This is a genomic window from Mesorhizobium sp. M1428, assembly GCF_040317515.1.
In the GTDB taxonomy this organism is placed as follows: Bacteria; Pseudomonadota; Alphaproteobacteria; order Rhizobiales; family Rhizobiaceae; genus Mesorhizobium.
Genome location: NZ_JAMYKT010000004.1, coordinates 282,318 through 304,590 on the forward strand (window position 1 = coordinate 282,318; position 22,273 = coordinate 304,590).

The following is a 22,273-nucleotide window of genomic DNA, read 5'->3' on the forward strand; positions in this document are numbered from 1 at the left end:
CGATGCCAACGACCGCCATGGTGCTCGCCGCCGGGCTCGGCAAGCGCATGCGGCCGATCACCGACACCATGCCGAAGCCGCTGGTCAAGATCGCCGGCAAGACATTGCTCGACTGGGGGCTGGACTGCCTGGCCGAAGCCGGCGTCGCCAACGCCGTCGTCAACGTCCATTACCTGCCGCAACAGATCGTGGACCATGCAGCCCGCCGCAGTGCGCCGAGAATCGTCATCTCGGATGAGAGTGGCGGCTTGCTCGACTCTGCCGGCGGTATCATCAAGGCATTGCCCAGGTTAGGGGCGCCCTTCTATGTGCTCAACGCGGACACCTTCTGGATCGACAGCGGCGTTTCCAATCTCAGGCGTCTTGCCCTTGCATGGGAGGGCGCGACAATGGACATTCTGCTGATGCTTGCGGATCTCCAGTCGGCAACCGGGCATAGCGGCGGCACCGATTTCCTGATCGCGCCGGATGGCGCCTTGCGGCGTTCGAAGGGTGATCCAGCCGGGCTGATCTATGCCGGCGCCGCAATCGTCCATCCGCGCATCTTCAAGGATGCGCCGGCCGGCCCGCTGTCGCTCAACGCCTATTTCGATGCGGCAATCGCCGCCGGCCGCCTGTTCGGCATGAAGATGCAGGGTCACTGGATCACTGTCGGCACACCTGACGCGATCCCGCGGGCGGAAGCAGCAGTCGCCGCCGCGCTTGCCGGCGCGCCCGCTGCTGTTGCTGAGGCACCCGGCGCTCTTACCGAGTCGAAATGAGCGGCTCCCGCCGCGTTTTCTCGATCCCTCCCGGAGCGCCGTTCCTGCCGACGCTGGCCGAGGCGCTGCTTGCGGGGCGCCTGGTTCCCGGCTTTGCCTATGATGGCGATCCGCTGGTGCTGGCCGATCTCACTATCTATGTGCCGACGCGCCGTGCGGCGCGGGCGCTTCGCGGCGTCTTCGTCGATGTTCTCTCGCGCTCCGGAAGCCGTTCGGCGATCCTGCCGGTCATCCGCCCGCTCGGTGAGTTCGATGAAGATGAAGCCGCCTTCGAGGCGGGAGCTTCGGCCGCCATCGACCTTGCGCCGCCGATCGCCGCGGTAGAGCGTCTTCTGCTGCTTGCGCCGTTGGTGCGGGCGTGGAAACGCCGCCTGCCGGCACATGTCGCGGCATTGTTCGATGAGGAGATCGTCATCCCGGCCTCTGCCGCCGACGCCATCTGGCTGGCGCGCGACCTGGCGCGGCTGATGGATGAGATCGAGACCGAAGGCACGGATTGGGCAAGGCTCGCCGACCTTGTAACCGGCAATCTGGCGGGCTGGTGGCAGGTGACGCTCGACTTCCTGACCATCGTGACCGAGAACTGGCCGAAGCTGCTCAAGGAACGCCATCGCTCCAATCCGACCGCGCACCGAAACGCCCTGATAAGGCTGGAGGCGGCGCGGCTGAAGCGCAATCCGCCGGCCGGGCCGGTGATCGCCGCCGGTTCCACCGGGTCTATTCCCGCCACGGCCGAGTTGCTTGCCGTGATCGCCGGTCTGCCCAATGGTGCCGTTGTGGTGCCCGGGCTCGACCGGACACTGGACGACCCCTCCTTTGCCGCCATCAGTGCACTCGGTGCGCGCCCGGCCCTGCTTGGCCACCCGCAATACGGCCTGGCAAAGTTGATCGGCAAGATCGGCGTGCCGCGCACCGACGTCGAGGACCTTGCTGTTGCACCGCGGCCGCTTGCATTGCGCGCCGCACTTGTCGGCGAAGCGCTGCGCCCGGCGGAGACCACTGAGCTCTGGGCCGAGACGCGCGCCGGTTTCACCGCCGGCGATGTTGCCGAGGCCTTCGCCGGCGTGACGCTTCTCGAAGCCGCCAGCGAACGCGACGAAGCAGTGGCGATCGCCGTCGCGCTCAAACAGGCCGTCGAACGGCCCGGCCAGCGCGCCGCACTTGTCACCGGCGACCGTGCTCTGGCGCGGCGCGTCTCGGTCGAGCTGCTGCGCTTCGGCGTTGCCGCCGACGATTCCGGCGGCACGCCGCTCATCAACACGCCAGCCCCCAGCCTGCTCAGGCTGGCACTTCAGGCAGCCTTCCGCCCCGGCGACCCTGTCGCCCTGCTGTCGCTGCTCAAGCATCCGCTGCTTGGCCTCGGCCTGGAGCGGGCAAGCGTGCGCCATGCGGCCGAGATCGTCGAACTCGTGGGGCTGCGCGGCGGCACAGGGCGTCCGGACGTGGCGTCGCTGCCGCAGCTCTTCGACACCCGGCTCCTCGAATTCGACGGCGGCGGCAACCGCCGCCCGCCTTTCTGGCGATCGCGCCTCTCGGTCAGGCGCATCGAACAGGCGCGCGATCTGCTGATCCGGCTAACGGCTGCGCTGGCGCCGCTGGTTGCCTTTCGCGGCGAGGAAAATGCCGATCTTGCCACCCTTGTGCGCGCCAGTGTCGGCGTGCTCGAAAGCCTCGGACGCGCCGCCGACGGTAGCCTGAGCGAACTCTATGCCGGCGATGCCGGCGAAAAGCTCGCCGAGCTCTTGCGCGGGCTGGTCGCGGCCTCGGTGTCGTTCTCCTTCGCGGCGGACGAATGGCCTGACGTGATGGAGGCGCTGATCGCGCCCGAGACGGTCAAGCCGGCGCAGGGCACCGACAGGAACATCGCCATCTGGGGCGTGCTGGAAGCGCGGCTTCAGGACGTCGATACGCTGGTCGTCGGCGGGCTCAACGAAGGCGTGTGGCCGCGCAAACCGGAGAGTGACCGCTTCATGTCGCGGCTGATGAAGACCGGCATCGATCTTGAACCGCCGGAGCGGCGCATCGGCCTTACCGCTCATGATTTCCAGATGGCGATGGGTGCCAAAAAAGTGGTGCTGGCTCGCTCCGGCCGCTCCGGCGACGCACCGTCAGTGCCCTCGCGCTGGCTGCAGCGCATCCTTACCTTCGTCGGCGAGGATCATGCGGCGGCACTTCGCCGGCGCGGCGACGAACTGCTTGCCTGGGCGCGTGCGCTCGATGCCGGCGAAAAGCAGGACTTTGCGCCGCGGCCGCAGCCGAAACCGCCGCTCGCCGCACGGCCGCACCACTTCTCGGTCACCGAGATCGAAACGCTGCGTCGCGATCCCTATGCGGTCTATGCCAGAAGGATACTCGGCCTGATGCCGCTCGATCCGGTCATTCGCGATCCGGGCGCCGCCGAGCGCGGCACGCTGTTTCACGCTATTCTGCACCTCTTCTCAGCGAGGGTGGCCGAACCGCGGGCGCCGGAGGCGCTGGACGGGCTCATCGCCGCAGGCCGCTCCTGCTTTGCCGACGCGGCCCTGCCCGCCGACGTCGAGGCGGTGTGGTGGCCGCGCTTCGAAAAGCTTGCCGCCGGCATCATCGAATGGGAGCGCGGGCGGGCCGCAGCCGTGGCACGGCGGCACGCCGAGGAACGCGCCGAAAAGATCGGTGTCGGCCGATCCGGCGTGACCCTGTCCGGCTATGCCGATCGAATCGATCTGTTGGCTGGCGGAATGGCCGACATTCTCGACTACAAGACCGGCTCGTCGCCATCCAAAGCACAGGCGCACACGCTGCTCGCGCCGCAACTGGCGCTGGAGGGCGCGCTGCTGCGTCGCGGCGCCTTCAAGGAGCTTGGCGCGCGTGAGCCATCGCAACTGGCCTTCGTGCGGCTGAAGCCGAATGGCGAGGTGTTCGAGGAATCGATCCTCGAATACAACCGCAAGCCGCGAACGGCCGCCGATCTCGCCGAAGAAGCGTGGGCGCGGCTGGAAAAACTGCTGATCCACTACGCCGACCCGGCGACCGGCTATCTGTCGCGGGCGCTGCCGTTCCGCGAGGGCGAGACCGACGGCGACTATGACCATCTCGCCCGCGTGCTCGAATGGTCGGCCGGCGGCGATGCCGACGACGAGGGCGGGGAGGCATGAAAAAGGCCTACCCAATTCCGAGCGACACTGCCGCGAGCCAGGCAAGCGCCTCCGACCCGCGCAATTCCGCCTGGGTGTCGGCCAACGCCGGATCGGGCAAGACCCATGTACTCGCCCAGCGCGTCATCCGGCTTTTGCTGCGCGGCACCGATCCGTCCAAGATCCTGTGCCTGACCTATACGCGTGCCGCCGCCGCCAACATGTCGAACCGGGTGTTTTCGACCCTGTCGCAATGGACGGCCCTGGGCGATGCCGAGCTCTCGACACGGATAGAGGCGCTGGACGGCCGCCAGCCCGACCGCGAAACCATGCGCCGGGCGCGGCGGTTGTTTGCCGAGGCGCTGGAAACACCGGGCGGACTGAAGATCCAGACCATCCACGCTTTCTGCGAATCGGTGCTGCATCAGTTCCCGCTGGAAGCCAACATCCCGGCGCATTTCGAACTACTCGATCCGCAGATGGAGGCTTCGCTGTTTGCCGCCGCCCGCCGCGACATGATTTCGGGCGGCGTTGCAGGCGATGCGGCATTGGCCGAAGCTTTTGCCACCGTGCTGGAGCGCGGCGGCGAACATGGGCTCGACGCACTGCTGGCCGAGATCGTGCGCAAGCGCGATGGTTTGCGTGCCTTCATCGCCGCGGCCGGCGGCGATGGTTTTCAGGCGCTGTTCGACGAGTTTCAGTTCCGCGCCGGCCAGACGGCCGAAGGTATAGCCGCCTCGGTCTGGCCGCTGCCCGGCTTCCTGCCGGATTATCTCGTCACCTTTTCACGGGCGGCCGAGGCCGCCGATGCGCGCATCGTGCTGAACAATCTCTTGCCCTACGCCCGCCTTGCCTTTGCCGAGGAGGATCCGGTCCGTCGCCTGAATTTGCTCTCTAAGGCTTTCCTGAGGGCCGACGGCGGCCCTTACGATCCGGCAAAGACGTTTAAAAGGGCCTTGCTTGACCGGCTGCCCGATCTTGCCGAACGTTATCTGGCGGCGGTCGACGCCATTCTCGAAATCTCCGACCGGCTGGCCTTGTTCAGGATGCTGGAAGGCACGCGTGCCGCGCTGACCATCGCCGACTGGCTGATCGCCCGCTACGAGCAATTGAAGCGCGCCCGCGGCTTCCTCGACTTCAACGACCTGATCACCCGCACCGTCAACCTTCTGGCGCGGCCCGATGCCGGCCCGTGGGTGCAATACAAGCTCGACCAGGGCATCGACCACATCCTCCTCGACGAGGCGCAGGACACCAGTCCCGACCAGTGGGAGGTGGTCAAGCGGCTGGCGGAGGAGTTCTTTGCCGGGCTCGGCGCACGCGACGCCGTCCACCGCACCATCTTTGCTGTCGGCGACGAAAAGCAGTCGATCTATTCCTTCCAGGGAGCCGCCCCGGATTCCTTTGCCGACAGCCGGCTTTTGTTTGCCGGCAAAGTTAGATCCGCCGCCGCCGCCTTCGCCGATCTCAAGCTGACCTGGTCGTTCCGGTCGACCGAAGATGTTCTTGCCGGGGTGGATCGTGTCTTTGCCGACCCGAACGTGCGGCGCGGCATCAGCCGCGATCCCGATCCGCTCGACCACAAGGCGATCCGCAACGATGCGCCGGGTTATGTCGAGGTCTGGCCGTCGATCGGCGCCGACGTCGTCGACGAACCGGACGATTGGACGCAAGCGGTCGACCATGCTCACGCGCCGGCAGTCCGCGTCGCTGAAAACGTCGCAGCGACCATTGCCGGCTGGATCGGCGGCGGCGAGGTGATCGAAGGGCGTGGCAAGAAACTCCGGCCCGGCGACGTGCTAGTGCTGGTGCGCAAGCGCGACCGCTTCGTCCATGCGCTGACGCGGGCGCTGAAGCGCCGCGACATTCCGGTGGCCGGCGCCGACCGGCTCAGCCTGCCCGGCCACATCGCGGTGAAGGACCTGATCGCACTCGGTCATTTTCTCATCCAGCCCGAGGACGATCTGTCGCTGGCCGCCGTGCTGCGCAGCCCGCTCTTCGATGTCCCGGAAGAGCAGCTTTTCGCGCTTGCTGCCGAGAGGCCGTCGGGCGTCTCGCTGATCGCCTCGCTGCGCCGGCATGCCGGCGAAAGCGAGGCGTTGGCCGCCGTCGTCAGCCGGCTCGACACATGGTCGAACGAGGCCGCATTCAAGCCGGTGTTCGAATTCTATGCCGCAGCTCTCGCACGCGACGGGCTGCGCAAGAAGATGATCGCGCGGCTCGGTCCGGAGGCCGGCGATATCCTCGACGAATTCCTGAATTTCTGCCTGGCCGAGGAGCGGACCGGCCTGCCGGGACTAGAATCCTTCCTGTCGACATTGGAAAACGCCGGCCCCGAGATCAAGCGCGAAATGGACCAGACCCGCGACGAGGTTCGCGTCATGACCGTGCATGCCGCCAAAGGCCTGGAAGCGCCGGTGGTATTCCTTGTCGATGGCGGCTCGGCGCCGTTCAGCGACCAGCATCTGCCGAGATTGATGCCGTTCGAAGGCTCGGGCGACTGCTGGCAGGGCAAGGGTTATCTCTGGCGCTCGGCCAGCGATGTCGCCAATGGATTTTCACGCGCTGCATCGGCCCGCGCTCGCGAACTCGCCGACGATGAATACCGCCGGCTGCTCTATGTCGGCATGACCCGCGCCGAGGATCGGCTGATCGTCTGCGGCTACCATGGCAAGCGGGCGCCGAATACCGGCACCTGGCATTCGATCGTCAGCCGCGCACTGGTCGGTGCCGCGGAGAGCGAAGCACGCCGGCATCCCGCCACTGGCGAGACCGTGCATCGTTTCCAGGTGACGAAACTGCCGCCGATGCCGCTGGCGTCAGTGGATGAGGCACGACAGGCGGAACGCTTTGCGCCATTACCGGAAACCCTGTTCCAGCCACTGCCACCCTACGAGGAATTGCCGCGGCCGCTGTCGCCGTCCGGCGCCTCGGTGCTGATCGACGAGGCGCGGCAAGCGGTGGCCGACACGCGTTCGCCGGTGCTGGATATCGACGCCGAGCCCGGCTTTGCCGTGATACGCGGGCTGGCGCTGCACAAATTGCTGCAGATGCTGCCCGGCATCGCCGAGGAAAAACGCCGGGATGCCGCCGAACGCTATCTGGCAAGAGCCGGCGCGGAATGGCCCGACGACGAGCACGACAAGGCCTTGGCTGGCGTTTTCAGAATTCTTGCCGACGGCCGTTTCGCGCCGCTGTTTGCGCCAAACTCGCGCGCTGAAGTCGCCATCATGGGCAGCCTGGAGGTAAGGGGCAAACTGCGCTCGATTTCCGGCAAGATCGACCGACTGGCAGTAACGCCGGACAAGGTTTCGATCGTCGACTACAAGACCAATCGGCCAGCGCCAGCTACGCTCGCTGAAGTGCCTCAAGCCTATGTTCTGCAGCTCGCACTTTATCGCGCGCTGCTTCAGCCGCTCTATCCGGGACGCGAGGTCTCGGCGGCGCTGCTGTTCACCGAGGCGCCGCGGCTGATCGAGCTGCCGGCGGCGGCCATGGACGGTGCGCTTGCTAGACTCACGGGAGCGTGACACAACACTTGCTTGAAGACGGACGCGATCACCACCACATTTGGTGCGACGAACAATCGAAAGGATCTCAGCATGGCCACCGTCAAGGTCGACAAGAGCAATTTCCAGGCCGACGTGCTCAACGCCAAGGAGCCGGTCGTGGTCGATTTCTGGGCGGAATGGTGCGGCCCGTGCAAGATGATCGCCCCGGCGCTTGAGGACATCGCCATCGAACTCGGCAGCAAGATAAAGATCGCCAAGCTCAACATCGACGAGAATCCTGAGCTGGCCGCGCGGTTCGGCGTGCGCTCGATCCCGACGCTGATGATCTTCAAGGGCGGCGAAGTCGCCGACATGAAGGTCGGTGCCGCGCCGAAAACGGCATTGTCGCACTGGATCAACGGCAGCCTCGCCTGATCCAATCAAGATTTTGCAGAAAAGCCCGGCCTCGCGCCGGGCTTTCTTTTGCTGGCGTCATTGGTGGGCCGCTCTGGCACTCGCGGCTTGCCGCCCCGTATTCTTCTCTTCTGAACACAAAGGAGAAGCGATATGACCGGATCCGCCAAGGCCACCGTCTTCATCGACAATGAGCGCGTCATCGTCACCGAATACCGCTTCGCCCCGGGCGACAACACCGGCTGGCACCGCCATGGCCACGACTATGTGATCGTGCCGTTGACCGACGGCAAGGTGAAGCTCCTGACCAAGGATGGGGAATCCTTCGCCGAAATGAAGAAGGGCGCGCCGTATTTCCGCAATGAGGGCGTCGAACATGACGTCATCAGCGCAAACGATGGCGAATTCGCCTTCATCGAGGTCGAGCTGAAATAGTCCACCAACCATCGGCTGCGCCGCTGCAATTGTCCGGCGCCGCGCGATCACCAATCCGCGATACGATCGCCGCCGACGAATTGGGCGCTTTTCTCAGTGTATTCGAACAGTTCTATCTTCACGCCGTTGGGGTCACGAATCCAGGCCTGGTAGGTGTCATCGCACGCGCGTTTCTTGGAAGTGACATCAACCCCCTTTGACCTCAAATGGACGATCGCGGCGTCGATGTTTTCCACTTCGAGGCAGAAGTGGTTGATCTGGTTCAAGTCGCTATAGCTTGCGCCGTCTTTCTGGAACACCTCGACATGGCTACGGCCGCCGCAATTGAGGTAGAAGCCGAAAATCTCTCCGTCGCGCAGGAAATTGAACTGTGTATCCATGCCGAGGACGTCCCGATAGAAGCTTCGCGTGGTCTCCAGGTCATTCGCGAAAATGCAAACGTGAGCGAGCTGCTTTACCTTGATCATGACTGGCTCCTCGCGGTGACCTGGTAAGTGTGTCCGGGTGGAGGCACGCCTCAAACCGGCGGCGTGCCGTTTTCGGCCAATACCGCACCGGCCAGGTAAAGCGATCCGCCGATCAGGATGCGTGGCGGTGGTCCGTCCCATGTGTCGCGCAGCAGCATCAGCGCATTGGCGACGGAACTGACCGGTTCGGCCGACAGGCCGGCCTCGATAGCGCGTGTCGCCAGCTCGTCGTTCGGCACGCCGGCGTCGCTCAGGCTCACCGGCACTGTGTAGACATGCCGGACCAGCCCTTTGAAGGCGCGGAAATAGCCGCTCTGGTCCTTGGTGTTGATCATGCCCGAGATCAGGAACAGGGGCCGCGGGTTCTTTTCCTCCTGCTCGGCCAGCGCCTCGGCGACGACCACGCCGGCGCCGGGATTGTGGCCGCCGTCGAGCCAGATGTCGGCGCCCTTCGGCGCCAGTTCGCTCAGCCGGCCTTGCGGCAGCTTCTGCATGCGGGCCGGCCAGGCGACATTCGTCATCGCCTTCTCGGCGGCTCGGTGGCTGATCTCGAAGCCCGCCGCCTTGACCGCCGCGATCGCCGCCGCCGCATTGGCGAATTGATGGCGCCCCGGCAGGCGCGCCGGCGGCAGGTCCATCAACCCATCTTCGTCCTGATAGACCATGCGGCCGTTTTCCTCATAGGCGAGGAAATCCTGGCCATAGACGAAGGCGGGGCAGTCGAGCCGCTCGGCGGTTTCGATGAGCACCTGCTGCGCCGTCTCGCTTTCCTGCGCGCCGATGACAACCGGGCATCCGCGCTTGATGATGCCGGCCTTTTCGGCGGCAATCAGCTCGACGCGGTCACCGAGATAGGCTTCGTGGTCGAGCGACACCGGCATGATCACCGACACGGCCGGCTCGGCGATGACATTGGTGGCGTCGAAGCGGCCGCCAAGGCCGACCTCGAGGATGACGGCATCGGCCGGATGTTCGGAAAACAGCAGGAAAGTGACGGCGGTGAGGATTTCGAAGACGGTGATCTTCTGGCCTTGATTGGCTTTGGCGACGCGGGCGATGGCTTCGGCGAAGACCTTGTCGTCCACGAGCCTGCCGCCGCCATCATCGGCCAGCCGGTAGCGCTCGTGCCAGTTCACCAGATGTGGCGAGGTGTGGACGTGGACGCGGTAGCCGGCGGCTTCGAGCAGCGCCCGTGAAAAGGCGGCACAGGAGCCCTTGCCGTTGGTGCCGGCGATGTGGATGACCGGCGGCAGCTGGTCCTGCGGATTGCCGAGGCGTTCGAGCAGCCGCGAAATGCGGTCGAGCGAAAGGTCGAAGCCCTTCGGGTGAAGCGCCATCAGGCTTTCGATTTCGCGGTCGGCGGCAAGCGTGGTCATGGCGAATCCTAGGCGCGCCACGGACGGCGCGCAATCGCAGTTCGTGGCGAATGCGTCAGGCGTGCGGCCGGGCTTCGGCCGGAATCACCGACGGTGGCAGGATCTCCGGCTCCTGCGGTTTTTGCTCTTCCGGCAGCTTGAGCAGCATTCTCAGCAGCCGCGCAATCGTCTGGCGCATTTCCAGCCGTGACACCACCATGTCGACCATGCCGTGTTCCATCAGATATTCGGCGCGCTGGAAGCCGTCGGGCAGCTTTTCGCGGATGGTCTGCTCGATGACGCGCGGGCCGGCAAAGCCGATCAGGGCGCCGGGCTCGGCAATATGCACGTCACCCAGCATGGCGTAGGAGGCGGTGACGCCACCGGTCGTCGGGTTGGTCAGGACGACGATGTAGGGCAGGCCGGCTTCCTTCAGCCTGTCGACGCCGACCGTGGTCCGCGGCAACTGCATCAGCGACAGGATACCTTCCTGCATACGGGCGCCACCGGAGGCCGCAAACAGGATCAGCGGCCGCTTGCGCTGCAGGGCGACCTCGAAACCATGCACGATGGCATCGCCGGCCGCCATGCCGAGCGAGCCGCCCATGAAGGCAAAATCCTGCACCGTCACCACCACCGGCACGCCCTCGACCGTGCCCAGCGCATTGATGATAGCGTCTTCCATGCCGGTCTTGGCCTTGGCATCCTTCAGCCGGTCTACGTAGCGCTTCTCGTCGCGGAACTTGAGCGGATCCTGAACGACCTTGGGGTTTTCCAGCGTCTCGTATTTGCCGTCGTCGAGGAAGAATTTCAGCCGTTCCTTGGCCGATATCTTCATATGGTGGCCGGAGGACGGGATGACGAACTGGTTCTGCTCCAGATCCTTGTGGAACACCATTTCACCGGTCTCGGGATCCTTGATCCACAGGTTTTCCGGCATGTCGGTGCGGCGGCCGAGCATCGAATTGATCTTCGGACGGACGTAATTGGTGATCCAGTTCATTCGCTTCGGCTCCTGTCCTTACGAAGAGTTAGACCATGATCCCGAAAAGTGGAAACTGGTTTTCGGCAAAGGTCATGGCCAACCAGAAGATCAAGATTATTCGGCGGCAGCAAGGCGAGCCGCGCGAACCCCTTGCGAAAGCCCGCTGACCAGCGTGGCGACGGCCTCGGCCGGATCGGCGGTCTTTTCGCCCTTCGGCCCGAGCACGTTGGCGACGGCATTGACGATTGCGGTGCCGACAACGACGCCGTCGGCCGACGCGCCGATGGTGCGCGCCTGCTCGGCGGTCTTGACGCCGAAGCCGACGCAGACCGGCAGGTCGGTATGGCTCTTGATGCGCTTGACCGCTGCCGCCACCTTGCCGGTGTCGGCCAGTGCCGAACCGGTAATGCCGGTCATCGAGACGTAGTAGACGAATCCCGATGTGTTCTGCAGCACCTTGGGCAGGCGCTTGTCGTCGGTGGTCGGCGTCGCCAGCCGGATGAAATTGATGCCGGCCTTGAGTGCCGGGATACAAAGTTCCTCGTCCATCTCAGGCGGCAGGTCGACGACGATCAGCCCGTCTATGCCGCTGGCCAGCGCATCGCTCAGGAAGCGCTCGACGCCGTAGATGTAGATCGGATTGTAATAGCCCATCAAGACGATCGGCGTTTCACTGTCTCCGGCGCGGAATTCCGAGGCCATCTTCAACGTTTTGACCAGGGTCTGGCCGCCCTTCAGCGCCCGCAGGCCGGCCGCCTGGATCGCCGGGCCGTCGGCCATTGGATCGGAAAACGGCATGCCGAGCTCGATGATGTCGCTGCCGGCGCCGGGCAGCGCCTTCATGATCGACAAGGACGTCTCATAGTCGGGGTCGCCGCCCATGAAATAGGTGACGAGTGCCGGGCGCCCCTCGGCCTTCAGCTTTGCCATGCGGCGGTCGATACGGGTGGCCATGATCAGATCTCCATGCCCAGCATATTGGCCACCGTATGCACGTCCTTGTCGCCGCGGCCGGACAGGTTGACGATGACGATCTGGTCCTTGTCCATATCGGGCACGATCTTCACCGCCTGTGCGATGGCATGGGCCGATTCCAGCGCAGGAATGATGCCCTCGACGCGTGTCGTCAGCTGAAACGCCTCCAGCGCCTCGCTGTCGAGGATCGGCACATAGTCGACGCGGCCGGAATCGCGCAGCCATGAGTGCTCCGGCCCGACGCCGGGATAGTCGAGGCCGGCCGAGATCGAGTGGCCGTCCATGATCTGCCCGTCGGCGTTCTGCAGGAGGTAGGTGCGGTTGCCGTGCAGCACGCCGGGCGCACCGGCACTCATCGAGGCGCAATGCTCGATGCCGTCGAGGCCGCGGCCGCCGGCTTCGACGCCGATGATGTGCACCTCACTGTCGTCGAGGAAGGGATGGAACAGGCCGATAGCGTTGGAACCGCCGCCGACACAAGCGATGATGGTGTCCGGCAGCCTGCCTTCCTGCTCGAGGATCTGGGCACGCGCCTCAGTGCCGATCACCGACTGGAAGTCGCGCACCAGCTCCGGATAGGGGTGCGGGCCGGCGGCGGTGCCGATCAGGTAATAGGTATCCTCGACATTGGTCACCCAGTCGCGCAGCGCTTCGTTCATTGCGTCCTTCAGCGTGCAGTGGCCGGCGGTCACCGGCCGCACCTCGGCGCCCAGAAGCTTCATACGAAAGACGTTGGGGCTTTGCCGCGCGACGTCGGTCGCGCCCATATAGACGATACAGGGAAGGCCGAAGCGCGCCGCCACCGTGGCGGAAGCGACGCCATGCTGGCCGGCGCCGGTCTCGGCGATGATCCGCGTCTTACCCATGCGCTTGGCGAGCAGGATCTGGCCGAGGCAGTTGTTGATCTTGTGCGAGCCGGTGTGGTTCAGGTCCTCGCGCTTGAAATAGACTTTTGCGCCACCCGCGAGGCCCTTAGCCGCGGAAACCCCGCGAAGATGCCGGGTCAGGCCTTCGGCGAAATAGAGCTTCGACGGCCTGCCGGCATAATGCGTCGAGAGATCGGTCAGCTCGGCCTTGAAATCCGGGTCGTTCTTGACCTCGTTCCAGTGCCGCTCCAGCTCGAGGATCAGGGGCATCAGCGTTTCGGCAACGAAACGACCGCCAAAAATGCCGAACATGCCCTGCTCGTCGGGGCCGGTGCGGAAGGAATTCGGTATCGCCGGCTTGTCCATCGCCGATCTCCTGGTTTGTGGCTTGAAGCGGGTCAGGCGGCGCGGTTGTCGCGTGCTGCCCCGACGGCCCGGAAAAATTGTTCGATCAGCGCCGGTTCCTTGACGCCCGGGGCGCTCTCCACGCCCGAGGAAATATCAATTCCGGGCGGGTTCGCCAGCCGAAGGGCGTCGCCGATATTGCCGGCATTGAGCCCACCGGAAAGCATGTAATCGACGCCGGCGTCAAGGCCGGCCAGAACGCGCCAGTCGAAGGCAAGGCCGTTGCCGCCCGGCAATTCCGAACCCTTAGGCGGCTTGGCGTCGAACAGGAAGCGGTCGGCAATGCCGATGAAGGGTTTAACCCGCTCGAGATCGGCAGCCTCGCTGACCGGCAGCGCCTTCATCACCGGCAAGCCGAAGCGCACCTTCACTTCGGCCACCCGCCCGGGCGTTTCGGCGCCGTGAAGCTGCAGCATGTCGGGCTGCATCTTTTCGACGATCTCATCCAGGAACACGTCGCTGGCGTCGACCGTGACCGCAACCGCCTTGGCTCTGCCGCGCGCCGCTTCGCGCAGGCGGCCGGCTTCCGCCGGCTCGACATAGCGCGGGCTTTTGGCAAAGAAAATGAAGCCGACATGGCTGGCGCCGCCGGCCAATGCCGCAGCCAGAGCCTTGTCGGTCTTCAACCCGCATATCTTGATGTCGAGCGCCATGGCGCGGGATTGGCACGAAACAGCCAAAGAGTCGAGAAAAAGCATCCTGTTTGCCGCCAGCGCGGAACGCGCTACCTTGCTAATGTAAGAGCCGAATGCGCTACCTTGCTAATATAAGAGCGCGACGCGCTACTTGCTCAGGCACAAAGGCGGGAGAACAAAGACCATGCCGGAAAAGACCGTCGCGGAACTCAGGCACAAGCTGGCGCAGGCCCATGAGGTCATCGCTCATTTGATGGACAAGGCCGCTTTCAACGGCGCCGAGGCGCACCGGGCGCTGGCATATTTCAGCAACGACACCTTCGAGCAGGATTTCCTGCCCTGGCCGCGCCATGTCGATGAGGGGTTGCGGCCGGAGGAGTTGAACGCGGCGAATGACGATTGATCGGACAACTACTCGAACGTGATCGCCTGCAGCGCGCCGCCATTGCGCTTGAGCCAGTCCTTGCAGCGCTCGGTGTCCGGGCAAAGCTGCTCGCATAATTTCCAGAATTTCGGGCCGTGGTTCATCTCCTTGAGATGCGCCACCTCATGCGCGACGAGGTAGTTTATCACCGGCCGCGGCGCCATCATGATGCGCCAGGAAAACGACAGATTGCCCTCCGACGTGCACGATCCCCATCGGCTAGACGTATCCTTGAAGCGGATCGCCTTGGCGCGCTTGCCGACCGCAGCACTGTGCTTGGTCACCAGCGCTTCGATCTCGCGCTTGGCTTCGCGCTTGAGGAAATCGGCGATGCGGCGCGGCAGGTGCACGCGTTCGCCATGCACGATCATCAGCGGCCCGCGCTCGTCGCGCGATAGCGTGACCGTGCCGCGTTTCGACGGTTCATGGACGATGCGATGCGGCACGCCACGCACCGGTATCTTGATGCCGGGCCGCACCTGCGGCCGATTGGGCACTTTGGCCAGCCTTTGCTCCAGCCAGTCCTGATGGCGGTCGAGGAATTTTTCGACCTCGCCGCGGCGCAGTCCCGGCGGCACGGTGATGCGCAGGCCGCGGCCGCCGGAATCGATGCGCAGCGTCAGGCGCCGCGCCCGGTCGTTCTCGACGATCTTGAGCGGCAGCGTGCGGCCGGCAACGCAATGCTCGCGCTCCACGACGGGCGTGGGCTTGGGTTTCGTCGGGGTGCGAAAGAAGCCGAAGGACATTCCGGGACGATACGTGATTCGAGGGAAACGACTAGAACAAAAAAGAAACGGCGCCGCTGACGCGACGCCGTTGGATTATCTATCTGCGCACGGGACCTTACTCGTCGAGCAGGCCTGGCGTGGACTTGCCGCTGGGTTTGTTGTTCGTCGTCGATCCGGTCGTGGGCGACGTCGACTTGTTGCGATTGGCCATGAAGCGATCGAACTCCTCCTGGTCCTTGGCGCGGCGCAATTCGCGGGCATATTCGTCGAACTCGCTCAGCATCTCGTCGAGCTTGCGGCGTTCCTCGGCAAGCCGCTCGAGCTCCTTCTCGCGCCAATCGTCGAAAGCGACGTTGCCGGTGCGGGCGGAGCCATGACCCCAGCGCGCGGCCTTATCGGAACCGCGGCGGCAGCCGGCGAAGATGCCGTCGGTGGCGCGGTTGACGTCACGCTTGAAGCCGTCGAGCCTGTCGCCCCAGATGATGTAGGCGAGCATGGCTAAGCCGAGCGGCCAGAACACCATGAACCCGATCACCATCAACGCGATGGTCGCCGGCGTCCAGGCCGGACGGATCAATGCAGATGTGTTCATTTCTCCCAATCCTTCAGTTGGAGACAGCCAAATCCGGCTGCGTGGAATCGAAATGGGATGGAGAAAACGGCGATTCAAGACAGCAACCGCCAAAACCGGACAAGCGGCTGAAATGATTATCGCTTTTTGAGCTTTTCGAGGAAAAGCACGACCAATCCCGCAATCAGCCCCCAGAACGCCGCGCCGACGCCGAACAGCGTCAGCCCCGATGCGGTGACGGCGAAGGTGACGGTGGCGGCCATCCGCTCGTCCTCGTCTTTCAAGGCGATTGACAGCGCATTGGCGAGCGGTGCCATTAGCGCCAGGCCGGCGACCAGCGCGATCAGGCTCTGCGGCAATACGGCGAAGATCGCCACCAGCGATGCGCCGAACAGGGCAAAGACGAGATAGGCCAGCGCGTAGAACGGCCCGGTCTTCCAGCGCTCGGCCGGATCGGGATGCACATCAGGCCCGGTGCAGATCGCCGCGGAGATCGCCGCCAGATTGGTGGTCGAGGCGCCGAACGGCGCCGTCAGCAGCGAAAACAGGCCGGTGACGCCGATCAGCGGCCCGGGTTCGGGATGATAGCCGGCTGCCCTCAGCACGGCGAGGCCGGACAAGTTCTGCGAGGCCATGGTGACGAGGTAGAGCGGCAAGGCGAGGCCGATGATCGCGGTGGCGCTGAACTGCGGCATCACCAGCGTCAAGCTCGAAAGTTCCGGTGCCGGCAGACCGCCGACCCGGCCGGTGAGAAAGGCGGCGAGACCGCCGCCGATCAGCACCAGCAGCACCGACAGCGCCGGGTTGAACAGGCGGATGGCGAAGAACGCCGCAACCAGCGGCAGGATCAGCCAGGGGTCGAGGGGAACGGTTTTCACCGCATTGATGGCGAAGGTGACGACGATGCCGGCCAGCATTCCGGATGCGACCGAAGCCGGTATTCTGGCGATCAGCTTGGTCAACGGCCTGAACAGGCCTGTGGTGATCAGCAGGACCGCGGTGACGATGAAGGCGCCAACCGCCTCGCCCATCGAAAAGCCGGTCGATGCGGCGATCAGCGCGACGCCTGGCGTCGACCAGGCGGTGATGACCGGCATTTTCGTACGCCACGACAGCCACAGGCTCTCGATCGCCATCGCCAGGCAAAGCGCCGTCACCCAGCTTGCGGTCTCGACCTGCGTTGCGCCGACCGCCTTGGCCGCGGCAATGACGATGGCCAGCGTACCGCCGAAGCCGACGATCGCCGCCACCGAGGCGGACACCGGAATGGAAATGCGCATGTCTCTATCCCGCCTGCCGCACCATCGCGTCCACCGCCCGCACCAGCATGTCGAGATCCTGCGGCCGCGACAGGCGGTGATCGCCGTCGGGGATGAGCGACAACGTGACGTCGTCGGCCGGCAGCAGGCTGACCAGCTTCAGCGCATGGCTCGACGGCACGTCGGGATCGGCCAGCCCTTGCAGGATGTGGACCGGACAGTGCGTGTCGATCGGCCCGGTCATCACCCGGTTGTTGCGGCCGTCCTCGATCAGTGTGCGGGTGTAGATGTACGGTTCGACGGAATAGTCCGACGGCTCTTCGAAAAAGCCCTTTTTCCTGAGGTCGCGCTTCTGCGCCCCGGTCAGCACCGGCTCCACCAGTTCGAACGTGAAATCAGGCGCCGGCGCCAGCAGCACAAGGCCGGCGACGCTGTTCTCGCCCGCCCTGCACAACTCCTGCACCATGCGCAGCGCGATCCACGCGCCCATCGACGAGCCGACCAGGATTTGCCGGCGCTGGGTGAAGCGGCGGAAAACCGCCATGCTCTCGCCCAGCCATTTCGAGATGGTGCCGTCGGCAAAGGCGCCACTCGATTCGCCGTGGCCGGAATAATCGTGGCGCAGGAAGGCGCGGCCTTCTTTGCGCGTCCATTCCGACAGGGTTTCGGCCTTGGTGCCCAGCATGTCGGATTTGTAGCCGCCAAGCCAGACGATGCCGGGCTCGGCACCTGCCGCATGCCTGACGGCGATGCTCGTCCCGTCGACGTCCAGAAAGATCGGGGTGGTGGTCATGGTGTATTCCCTCACGCCGGTCTTTTGGCACAGCAAGGCATTCAACGAAAAGTGCTCTGCGGTGTCTTTAGCTTGGTGCAACGGCGCTGATTTGCCTTCGCGTTCCCATTCGACACGGCGGTCGCTTGCTTAATGTATTGCGTATCGCGTTACAGAGCCCTATATGTCTTTGACCGTCCAGGAAGCCGCGCAATGTCCGCCCTGTCACCGAGAAAAGAGACGCCCGTATCGATGCGGTTCCGCAACGATGATCTTGCGATCATAGATCGTGGCGCAGACCTCCTCGGCCTTTCGAGAACGGAATTCATGCGACGCGCCGCAATTCAGGAGGCGCAAACCGCCATCCTGAACGAAATCGTCATCCGGCTCTCCCCAGACGCTTTTCGGGACTTCGTGCAGGCGATCAGTGCGACGCCTGCTCCCATTCCACCCAAGGTCGCCGAGCGCCTGCGACGTAAATCTTTCGGGAGCAGCTGAATCGGGTGGCGCTGTCTGGTGTCGAACTCCTCTCGGAAAGACATCGCTTGGAAGGGTTCGAATGCGGCAAGCCCGCACTTGACCATTGGCTGGCGAATTTCGCCCATTCGAATCACACGCGTGGCTTTACTCGCGTCCTTGTGGTTCACGATGCTGGTCAGGTGATCGGCTACTATGGCTTGGCTCCGACTGTGATTGAGCCCAACACCGCTCCACGTGCCATCCGAACGGGGCGCCCGCCGGATCCAATTCCCTGTTTGCTAATCGGCCAGCTTGCCGTAGACCGCCGCCATGTCGGCCGGGGGATAGGCTCGGCGCTTGTGAAGGACGCCTTGCAACGGTGTATCGCCGGCGCGGCAATCGTCGCAGGCCGCGCCGTCATTGTTCGCGCCATTGATGGTGAGGCCGAGACATTCTGGCAAAGCTGGGGATTCATCCCGGCGCGCGACAACCCTTCGGTTCTGATGCGCTCGCTTGACGATATCCGTGCCTGGCTCTCCGGCTACTGACCATCATTCATGCGCAGCCGCGTTTGTTCGCCGCCTTGGTCTTGCTCTTCTCATCGAGCAGGTGATTTCCTGAGAATGCTGTGCTATTGACTCCGACCGCGCGCTCACCACATTGCGCGTTCGCAATTCTGAACTGAAGAACCCCTTAACGAAACGGCTCAAGGAGACCACGACCATTCGCAGACCTTTCAAAGCAGCGGCGCCCACCAAGGAAGGCCCGCGCTCCAACCGTGACATCCGGGTTCCCCGGGTCCAGCTAATCGACGCCGAAGGCCAGAACCGCGGCGATGTCTCCATCAACGACGCATTGCTGCTCGCCGAAGAGGCTGGGCTCGATCTGGTCGAGATATCGCCCAATGCAGTGCCGCCCGTCGTAAAGATCCTCGATCTCGGCAAGCTGAAATACGCCAACCAGAAGAAGGCGGCCGAAGCACGCAAGAACCAGAAGGTCATCGAGATCAAGGAGATCAAGATGCGCCCGAACATCGACAGCCACGACTACGAGACCAAGATGAAGGCCGTCCGGCGCTTTTTCGAGGAAGGCGACAAGGTCAAGCTGACGCTGCGCTTCCGCGGTCGCGAGATGGCGCATATGGAACTCGGCATGCAGCTTCTGAACAAGGTTCGCGAGGAAGTGGCGCCCATCGCCAAGGTCGAAGCCGAACCGAAGCTCGAAGGCCGCCAGATGATGATGGTGCTGGCGCCCCGCTAAAGCGCGTTGCGCTTTAGTTCTGTTTTGTGCATGTCGTTGTCCCAAAACCGCTGCGCACCCTCGGGTCAAGTCCGTGGGGAGGCTTTTTGGGCGACGTGCATAAAATCCGCCTGAATCATGTTGCAAGGCGTCCCGACGATCGGCGGGGCGCCTGTTTCTTGGCCAGACGCTGCGATCGCCGGCGAGAGCAAAGACGCTCTGGTTCCCTCGACGATCGGATTCCCGACATGGTCAATGACGTCAAGCATTCGGAAGCCAAATACGGGCTGGGCAGCTACCAGCACACGCGCAGGATGGTGCTTGCCGTCGTCGTCGTCGTCCTGTTCGCGATGCTTTTGTTCGGGCAGTCGGTTTTTCCGCCCGATACGCCTGTGCATGAAACGATCGAAATGGTCGGCGTCGTGCTGATCTTTCTCGGCATCGTCGGACGCTTGTGGTCGACGCTCTATATTGGTGGACGCAAATCCTCCGAAGTGGTGACCGGCGGGCCATATTCGATCACCCGCAACCCGCTCTATGTCTTCTCTACTTTAGCTGCCGCCGGTGTCGGCGCACAGATCGGCTCCATCACCGCCACGATCGGCTTTGGAGCGCTCTGCGCGGGTGCCTTTTACATCGTTATCCTGCGCGAGGAGAAATTCCTCAAGGAGGTTCTCGGCGCGCCATACCAGGCCTACCTGGCGAAAGTGCCGCGCTTTTTCCCGAAGCTGGCGCTGTATCAGGAAGGCGACACCGGCGGCTTCAAGCCGCGCCTGCTGCGAACCACGCTGCTGGACGGTCTGGTCTTCCTGGTTGCCTTGCCGGCTTTCGAACTGATCGACGGCGCCCAGCAGTCCGGCATATTGCCGGTGCTGTTCCGTTTCCCCTGAGTCCGGTGTTGCTGAGTACAGTGTTGCTGAGCACGGGGTGTTGCGCGCCAGCCCGCTTTGACGTATAGGACCGCCGTTCCCAAAAAACCGCCCGGCAGGGCATGCCGTGGCGGTTTCATTTGCTTTTCGGGCTTTGGTCGGCCTGAAGCGAACAAAAAGCGCATTGGTGCGCATATAAACGGAGTAGCAAAATGCCCAAGATGAAGACCAAATCGGCCGCCAAGAAGCGGTTCAAGATCACAGGTACGGGTAAAGTTCTGTCGGCTGCGGCCGGCAAGCGTCACGGCATGATCAAGCGCTCCAACAAGTTCATTCGAAATGCCCGCGGCACGATGGTTCTGGCTGAACCGGATGGCAAGAAGGTCATCAAGAATTTTCTGCCGAACGGCCTCTAGGGCATTCGGTCTGGACAGCGTTTTAAGGAGATCATGACATGGCACGCGTAAAGAGAGGCGTCACCTCGCACGCCAAGCACAAGAAGGTCCTGAAAGCCGCCAAGGGTTTTTACGGCCGTCGCAAGAACACCATCCGCATCGCCAAGCAGGCGGTGGAAAAGTCGCTGCAGTACGCCTATCGCGACCGCAAGAACCGCAAGCGTTCGTTCCGCGCGCTGTGGATCCAGCGCATCAATGCGGCGACGCATGAGCATGGCCTGACCTATGGCCGTTTCATCGACGGTCTCAACAAGGCCGGCATCGAGATCGATCGCAAGATCCTGTCGGATATGGCCATCCACGAGCCGCAGGCATTCGCCGCACTCGTGGCCAAGGCCAAGGTCGCGCTCGAATATCTCAAGAATACCACGCCGAATGCTTTTGAAAGCGCTGTCGCTTAAGACCAGCGCTTCCCAAGCTATTCGACACTTGATTTGGGAAACCCGCGCTGGCAGGGCTGGCGCGGGTTTTTCTTTGCTTCCAATCGGATCTGGAACATGAGTGACATGGAAACTCTCGAAAATTCCCTGATGGCCGAGATCGCCTCGGCCGCCGACGAGCAGGCGATCGAGGCGGTGCGTGTCTCGGCCCTTGGCAAGAAGGGCTCGGTTTCCGAGATGCTGAAGACACTCGGCTCGATGAGCGCCGAGGAGCGCCAGGTCAAAGGCCCGGCAATCAACGGCCTCAAGAACCGCGTTACCGAGGCGCTTTCGGCGCGCCGTGCCGAGCTGAAAGATGTGGCGATCACGGCACGGCTTGCCGCCGAGAAGGTCGACGTCAGCTTGCCGGTCAGGCAATCGCCGGCCGAGCGCGGCCGCATCCATCCGATCAGCCAGGTTATCGACGAGATCGCGGCGATTTTCGGCGATCTCGGCTTTGCCATTGCCGAAGGTCCCGACATCGAGACCGACTATTACAATTTCACCTCGCTGAACTTCCCGGAAGGCCACCCGGCGCGCGAGATGCACGATACCTTCTTCTTCCAGCCGGACGCGCAGGGCGAACGCAAGCTTTTGCGCACCCACACCTCGCCGGTGCAGATCCGCACCATGGAGATGCAGAAGCCGCCGATCCGCATCGTTATTCCTGGCAAGACCTACCGGCAGGATTCCGATGCCACCCACTCACCGATGTTCCATCAGGTCGAGGGGTTGGTGATCGACAAATCGGCTAATGTCGCCAACATGAAGTGGGTGCTGGAGGAGTTCTGCAAGGCCTTCTTCGAGGTGCCGAGCGTCAAGATGCGCTTCCGGCCGTCCTTCTTCCCGTTCACGGAGCCCAGCCTCGAGGTCGACATCCAGTGCGACCGTTCGCGGCCCGGCGAGGTGCGCTTCGGCGAGGGCTCGGACTGGATGGAGATCCTCGGCTGCGGCATGGTCCACCCCAATGTGCTCCGTTACGGCGGCCTCGATCCCGACGAATACCAGGGCTTTGCCTGGGGCATGGGCATCGACCGCATTGCCATGCTGAAATACGGCATGCCGGATCTGCGCGCCTTCTTCGACGCGGATGTGCGCTGGCTGTCGCATTACGGATTTAGGCCGCTCGACATGCCGACGCTGTTCGGGGGCTTGAGCGCGTGACGAGCTGGCCGC

At 63.8% G+C, this 22,273-nt stretch carries 23 protein-coding genes; 13 read left to right on the forward strand and 10 right to left on the reverse strand.

Annotated elements, in window-relative coordinates; translation table 11 throughout:
- Positions 1-2: 2 nt before the first annotated feature.
- The 5 genes from NKG60_RS08495 to NKG60_RS08515 all read left to right on the forward strand — a co-directional run bounded on the left by NKG60_RS08495 (position 3) and on the right by NKG60_RS08515 (position 8,214).
- A complete protein-coding gene (locus tag NKG60_RS08495) occupies positions 3-761 on the forward strand; it encodes a nucleotidyltransferase family protein (protein WP_352863017.1) in 759 nt (252 codons plus the stop codon).
- On the forward strand, positions 758-3,895 hold the full coding sequence (addB, locus tag NKG60_RS08500) for a double-strand break repair protein AddB (RefSeq protein ID WP_352863018.1): 3,138 nt from the start codon (positions 758-760) through the stop codon (positions 3,893-3,895). Before NKG60_RS08495 ends, addB begins: the two co-directional genes overlap by 4 nt.
- On the forward strand, positions 3,892-7,404 hold the full coding sequence (addA, locus tag NKG60_RS08505) for a double-strand break repair helicase AddA (protein WP_352863019.1): 3,513 nt from the start codon (positions 3,892-3,894) through the stop codon (positions 7,402-7,404). The genes addB and addA overlap by 4 nt, the downstream gene beginning before the upstream one ends.
- 72 nt (positions 7,405-7,476) lie before the next feature.
- Positions 7,477-7,800 carry a thioredoxin gene (trxA, locus tag NKG60_RS08510; RefSeq protein WP_352663466.1) on the forward strand — a complete coding sequence of 108 codons (324 nt, stop codon included), beginning with the start codon at positions 7,477-7,479 and terminating at the stop codon, positions 7,798-7,800.
- Positions 7,801-7,932: 132 nt separating this feature from the next.
- Positions 7,933-8,214, forward strand: coding sequence for a cupin domain-containing protein (locus NKG60_RS08515; protein ID WP_023718287.1), 282 nt, complete (start codon positions 7,933-7,935; stop codon positions 8,212-8,214).
- Between the two features lie 47 nt (positions 8,215-8,261).
- Here NKG60_RS08515 and NKG60_RS08520 read toward each other — a convergent pair whose 3' ends face one another.
- The 6 genes from NKG60_RS08520 to NKG60_RS08545 all read right to left on the reverse strand — a co-directional run bounded on the left by NKG60_RS08520 (position 8,262) and on the right by NKG60_RS08545 (position 13,920).
- Positions 8,262-8,681: a VOC family protein gene (locus NKG60_RS08520; protein ID WP_352863020.1), complete on the reverse strand. Its 420-nt coding sequence runs from the start codon at positions 8,679-8,681 to the stop codon at positions 8,262-8,264.
- 50 nt (positions 8,682-8,731) lie between these two features.
- Positions 8,732-10,057: a bifunctional folylpolyglutamate synthase/dihydrofolate synthase gene (locus NKG60_RS08525; RefSeq protein WP_352974807.1), complete on the reverse strand. Its 1,326-nt coding sequence runs from the start codon at positions 10,055-10,057 to the stop codon at positions 8,732-8,734.
- A gap of 55 nt (positions 10,058-10,112) precedes the next feature.
- The gene (accD, locus tag NKG60_RS08530; protein ID WP_352863022.1) at positions 10,113-11,039 is read right to left on the reverse strand and encodes an acetyl-CoA carboxylase, carboxyltransferase subunit beta; all 927 of its coding nucleotides are present in this window, start codon (positions 11,037-11,039) and stop codon (positions 10,113-10,115) included.
- A gap of 96 nt (positions 11,040-11,135) precedes the next feature.
- Positions 11,136-11,975, reverse strand: a complete 840-nt coding sequence (trpA, locus tag NKG60_RS08535; RefSeq protein ID WP_352863023.1) for a tryptophan synthase subunit alpha — start codon at positions 11,973-11,975, stop codon at positions 11,136-11,138.
- 2 nt (positions 11,976-11,977) lie between these two features.
- On the reverse strand, positions 11,978-13,228 hold the full coding sequence (gene trpB / locus NKG60_RS08540; RefSeq protein ID WP_352974810.1) for a tryptophan synthase subunit beta: 1,251 nt from the start codon (positions 13,226-13,228) through the stop codon (positions 11,978-11,980).
- Positions 13,229-13,260: 32 nt separating this feature from the next.
- The gene (locus tag NKG60_RS08545) at positions 13,261-13,920 is read right to left on the reverse strand and encodes a phosphoribosylanthranilate isomerase (protein ID WP_352863108.1); all 660 of its coding nucleotides are present in this window, start codon (positions 13,918-13,920) and stop codon (positions 13,261-13,263) included.
- Positions 13,921-14,086: 166 nt separating this feature from the next.
- Between NKG60_RS08545 and NKG60_RS08550 the strand changes: the two genes are divergently transcribed.
- Positions 14,087-14,305 (forward strand): hypothetical protein, encoded by a 219-nt coding sequence (locus NKG60_RS08550; RefSeq protein WP_352464644.1) that lies wholly within the window; start codon positions 14,087-14,089, stop codon positions 14,303-14,305.
- Positions 14,306-14,313: 8 nt separating this feature from the next.
- Here the strand turns inward: NKG60_RS08550 and NKG60_RS08555 are convergent, their stop codons facing one another.
- The 4 genes from NKG60_RS08555 to NKG60_RS08570 form a co-directional block, all read right to left on the reverse strand.
- Complete coding sequence (locus tag NKG60_RS08555; protein WP_352663454.1) at positions 14,314-15,072, reverse strand: M48 family metallopeptidase; 759 nt, start codon at positions 15,070-15,072, stop codon at positions 14,314-14,316.
- Between the two features lie 97 nt (positions 15,073-15,169).
- On the reverse strand, positions 15,170-15,646 hold the full coding sequence (locus NKG60_RS08560) for a DUF2852 domain-containing protein (RefSeq protein ID WP_352663452.1): 477 nt from the start codon (positions 15,644-15,646) through the stop codon (positions 15,170-15,172).
- A 116-nt stretch (positions 15,647-15,762) separates the two neighbouring features.
- A complete protein-coding gene (locus NKG60_RS08565) occupies positions 15,763-16,905 on the reverse strand; it encodes a benzoate/H(+) symporter BenE family transporter (RefSeq protein WP_352663450.1) in 1,143 nt (380 codons plus the stop codon).
- Between the two features lie 4 nt (positions 16,906-16,909).
- A complete protein-coding gene (locus NKG60_RS08570; RefSeq protein WP_352863025.1) occupies positions 16,910-17,677 on the reverse strand; it encodes an alpha/beta hydrolase in 768 nt (255 codons plus the stop codon).
- 192 nt (positions 17,678-17,869) lie between these two features.
- Here NKG60_RS08570 and NKG60_RS08575 point away from each other — a divergent pair, with 192 nt between their 5' ends.
- The 7 genes from NKG60_RS08575 to pheS all read left to right on the forward strand — a co-directional run bounded on the left by NKG60_RS08575 (position 17,870) and on the right by pheS (position 22,261).
- Positions 17,870-18,154 (forward strand): type II toxin-antitoxin system TacA family antitoxin, encoded by a 285-nt coding sequence (locus NKG60_RS08575; protein WP_352863026.1) that lies wholly within the window; start codon positions 17,870-17,872, stop codon positions 18,152-18,154.
- A 47-nt stretch (positions 18,155-18,201) separates the two neighbouring features.
- The gene (locus tag NKG60_RS08580; RefSeq protein WP_502903368.1) at positions 18,202-18,663 is read left to right on the forward strand and encodes a GNAT family N-acetyltransferase; all 462 of its coding nucleotides are present in this window, start codon (positions 18,202-18,204) and stop codon (positions 18,661-18,663) included.
- Positions 18,664-18,838: 175 nt separating this feature from the next.
- On the forward strand, positions 18,839-19,375 hold the full coding sequence (gene infC, locus NKG60_RS08585; RefSeq protein ID WP_023677573.1) for a translation initiation factor IF-3: 537 nt from the start codon (positions 18,839-18,841) through the stop codon (positions 19,373-19,375).
- Between the two features lie 227 nt (positions 19,376-19,602).
- Positions 19,603-20,244 (forward strand): methyltransferase family protein, encoded by a 642-nt coding sequence (locus tag NKG60_RS08590; RefSeq protein WP_352663442.1) that lies wholly within the window; start codon positions 19,603-19,605, stop codon positions 20,242-20,244.
- Positions 20,245-20,435: 191 nt separating this feature from the next.
- On the forward strand, positions 20,436-20,639 hold the full coding sequence (rpmI, locus tag NKG60_RS08595; RefSeq protein ID WP_006201248.1) for a 50S ribosomal protein L35: 204 nt from the start codon (positions 20,436-20,438) through the stop codon (positions 20,637-20,639).
- Between the two features lie 38 nt (positions 20,640-20,677).
- Positions 20,678-21,079, forward strand: coding sequence for a 50S ribosomal protein L20 (gene rplT / locus NKG60_RS08600; RefSeq protein WP_006201247.1), 402 nt, complete (start codon positions 20,678-20,680; stop codon positions 21,077-21,079).
- Between the two features lie 96 nt (positions 21,080-21,175).
- Complete coding sequence (pheS, locus tag NKG60_RS08605) at positions 21,176-22,261, forward strand: phenylalanine--tRNA ligase subunit alpha (RefSeq protein ID WP_352663440.1); 1,086 nt, start codon at positions 21,176-21,178, stop codon at positions 22,259-22,261.
- The last annotated feature ends 12 nt before the right edge of the window (positions 22,262-22,273 follow it).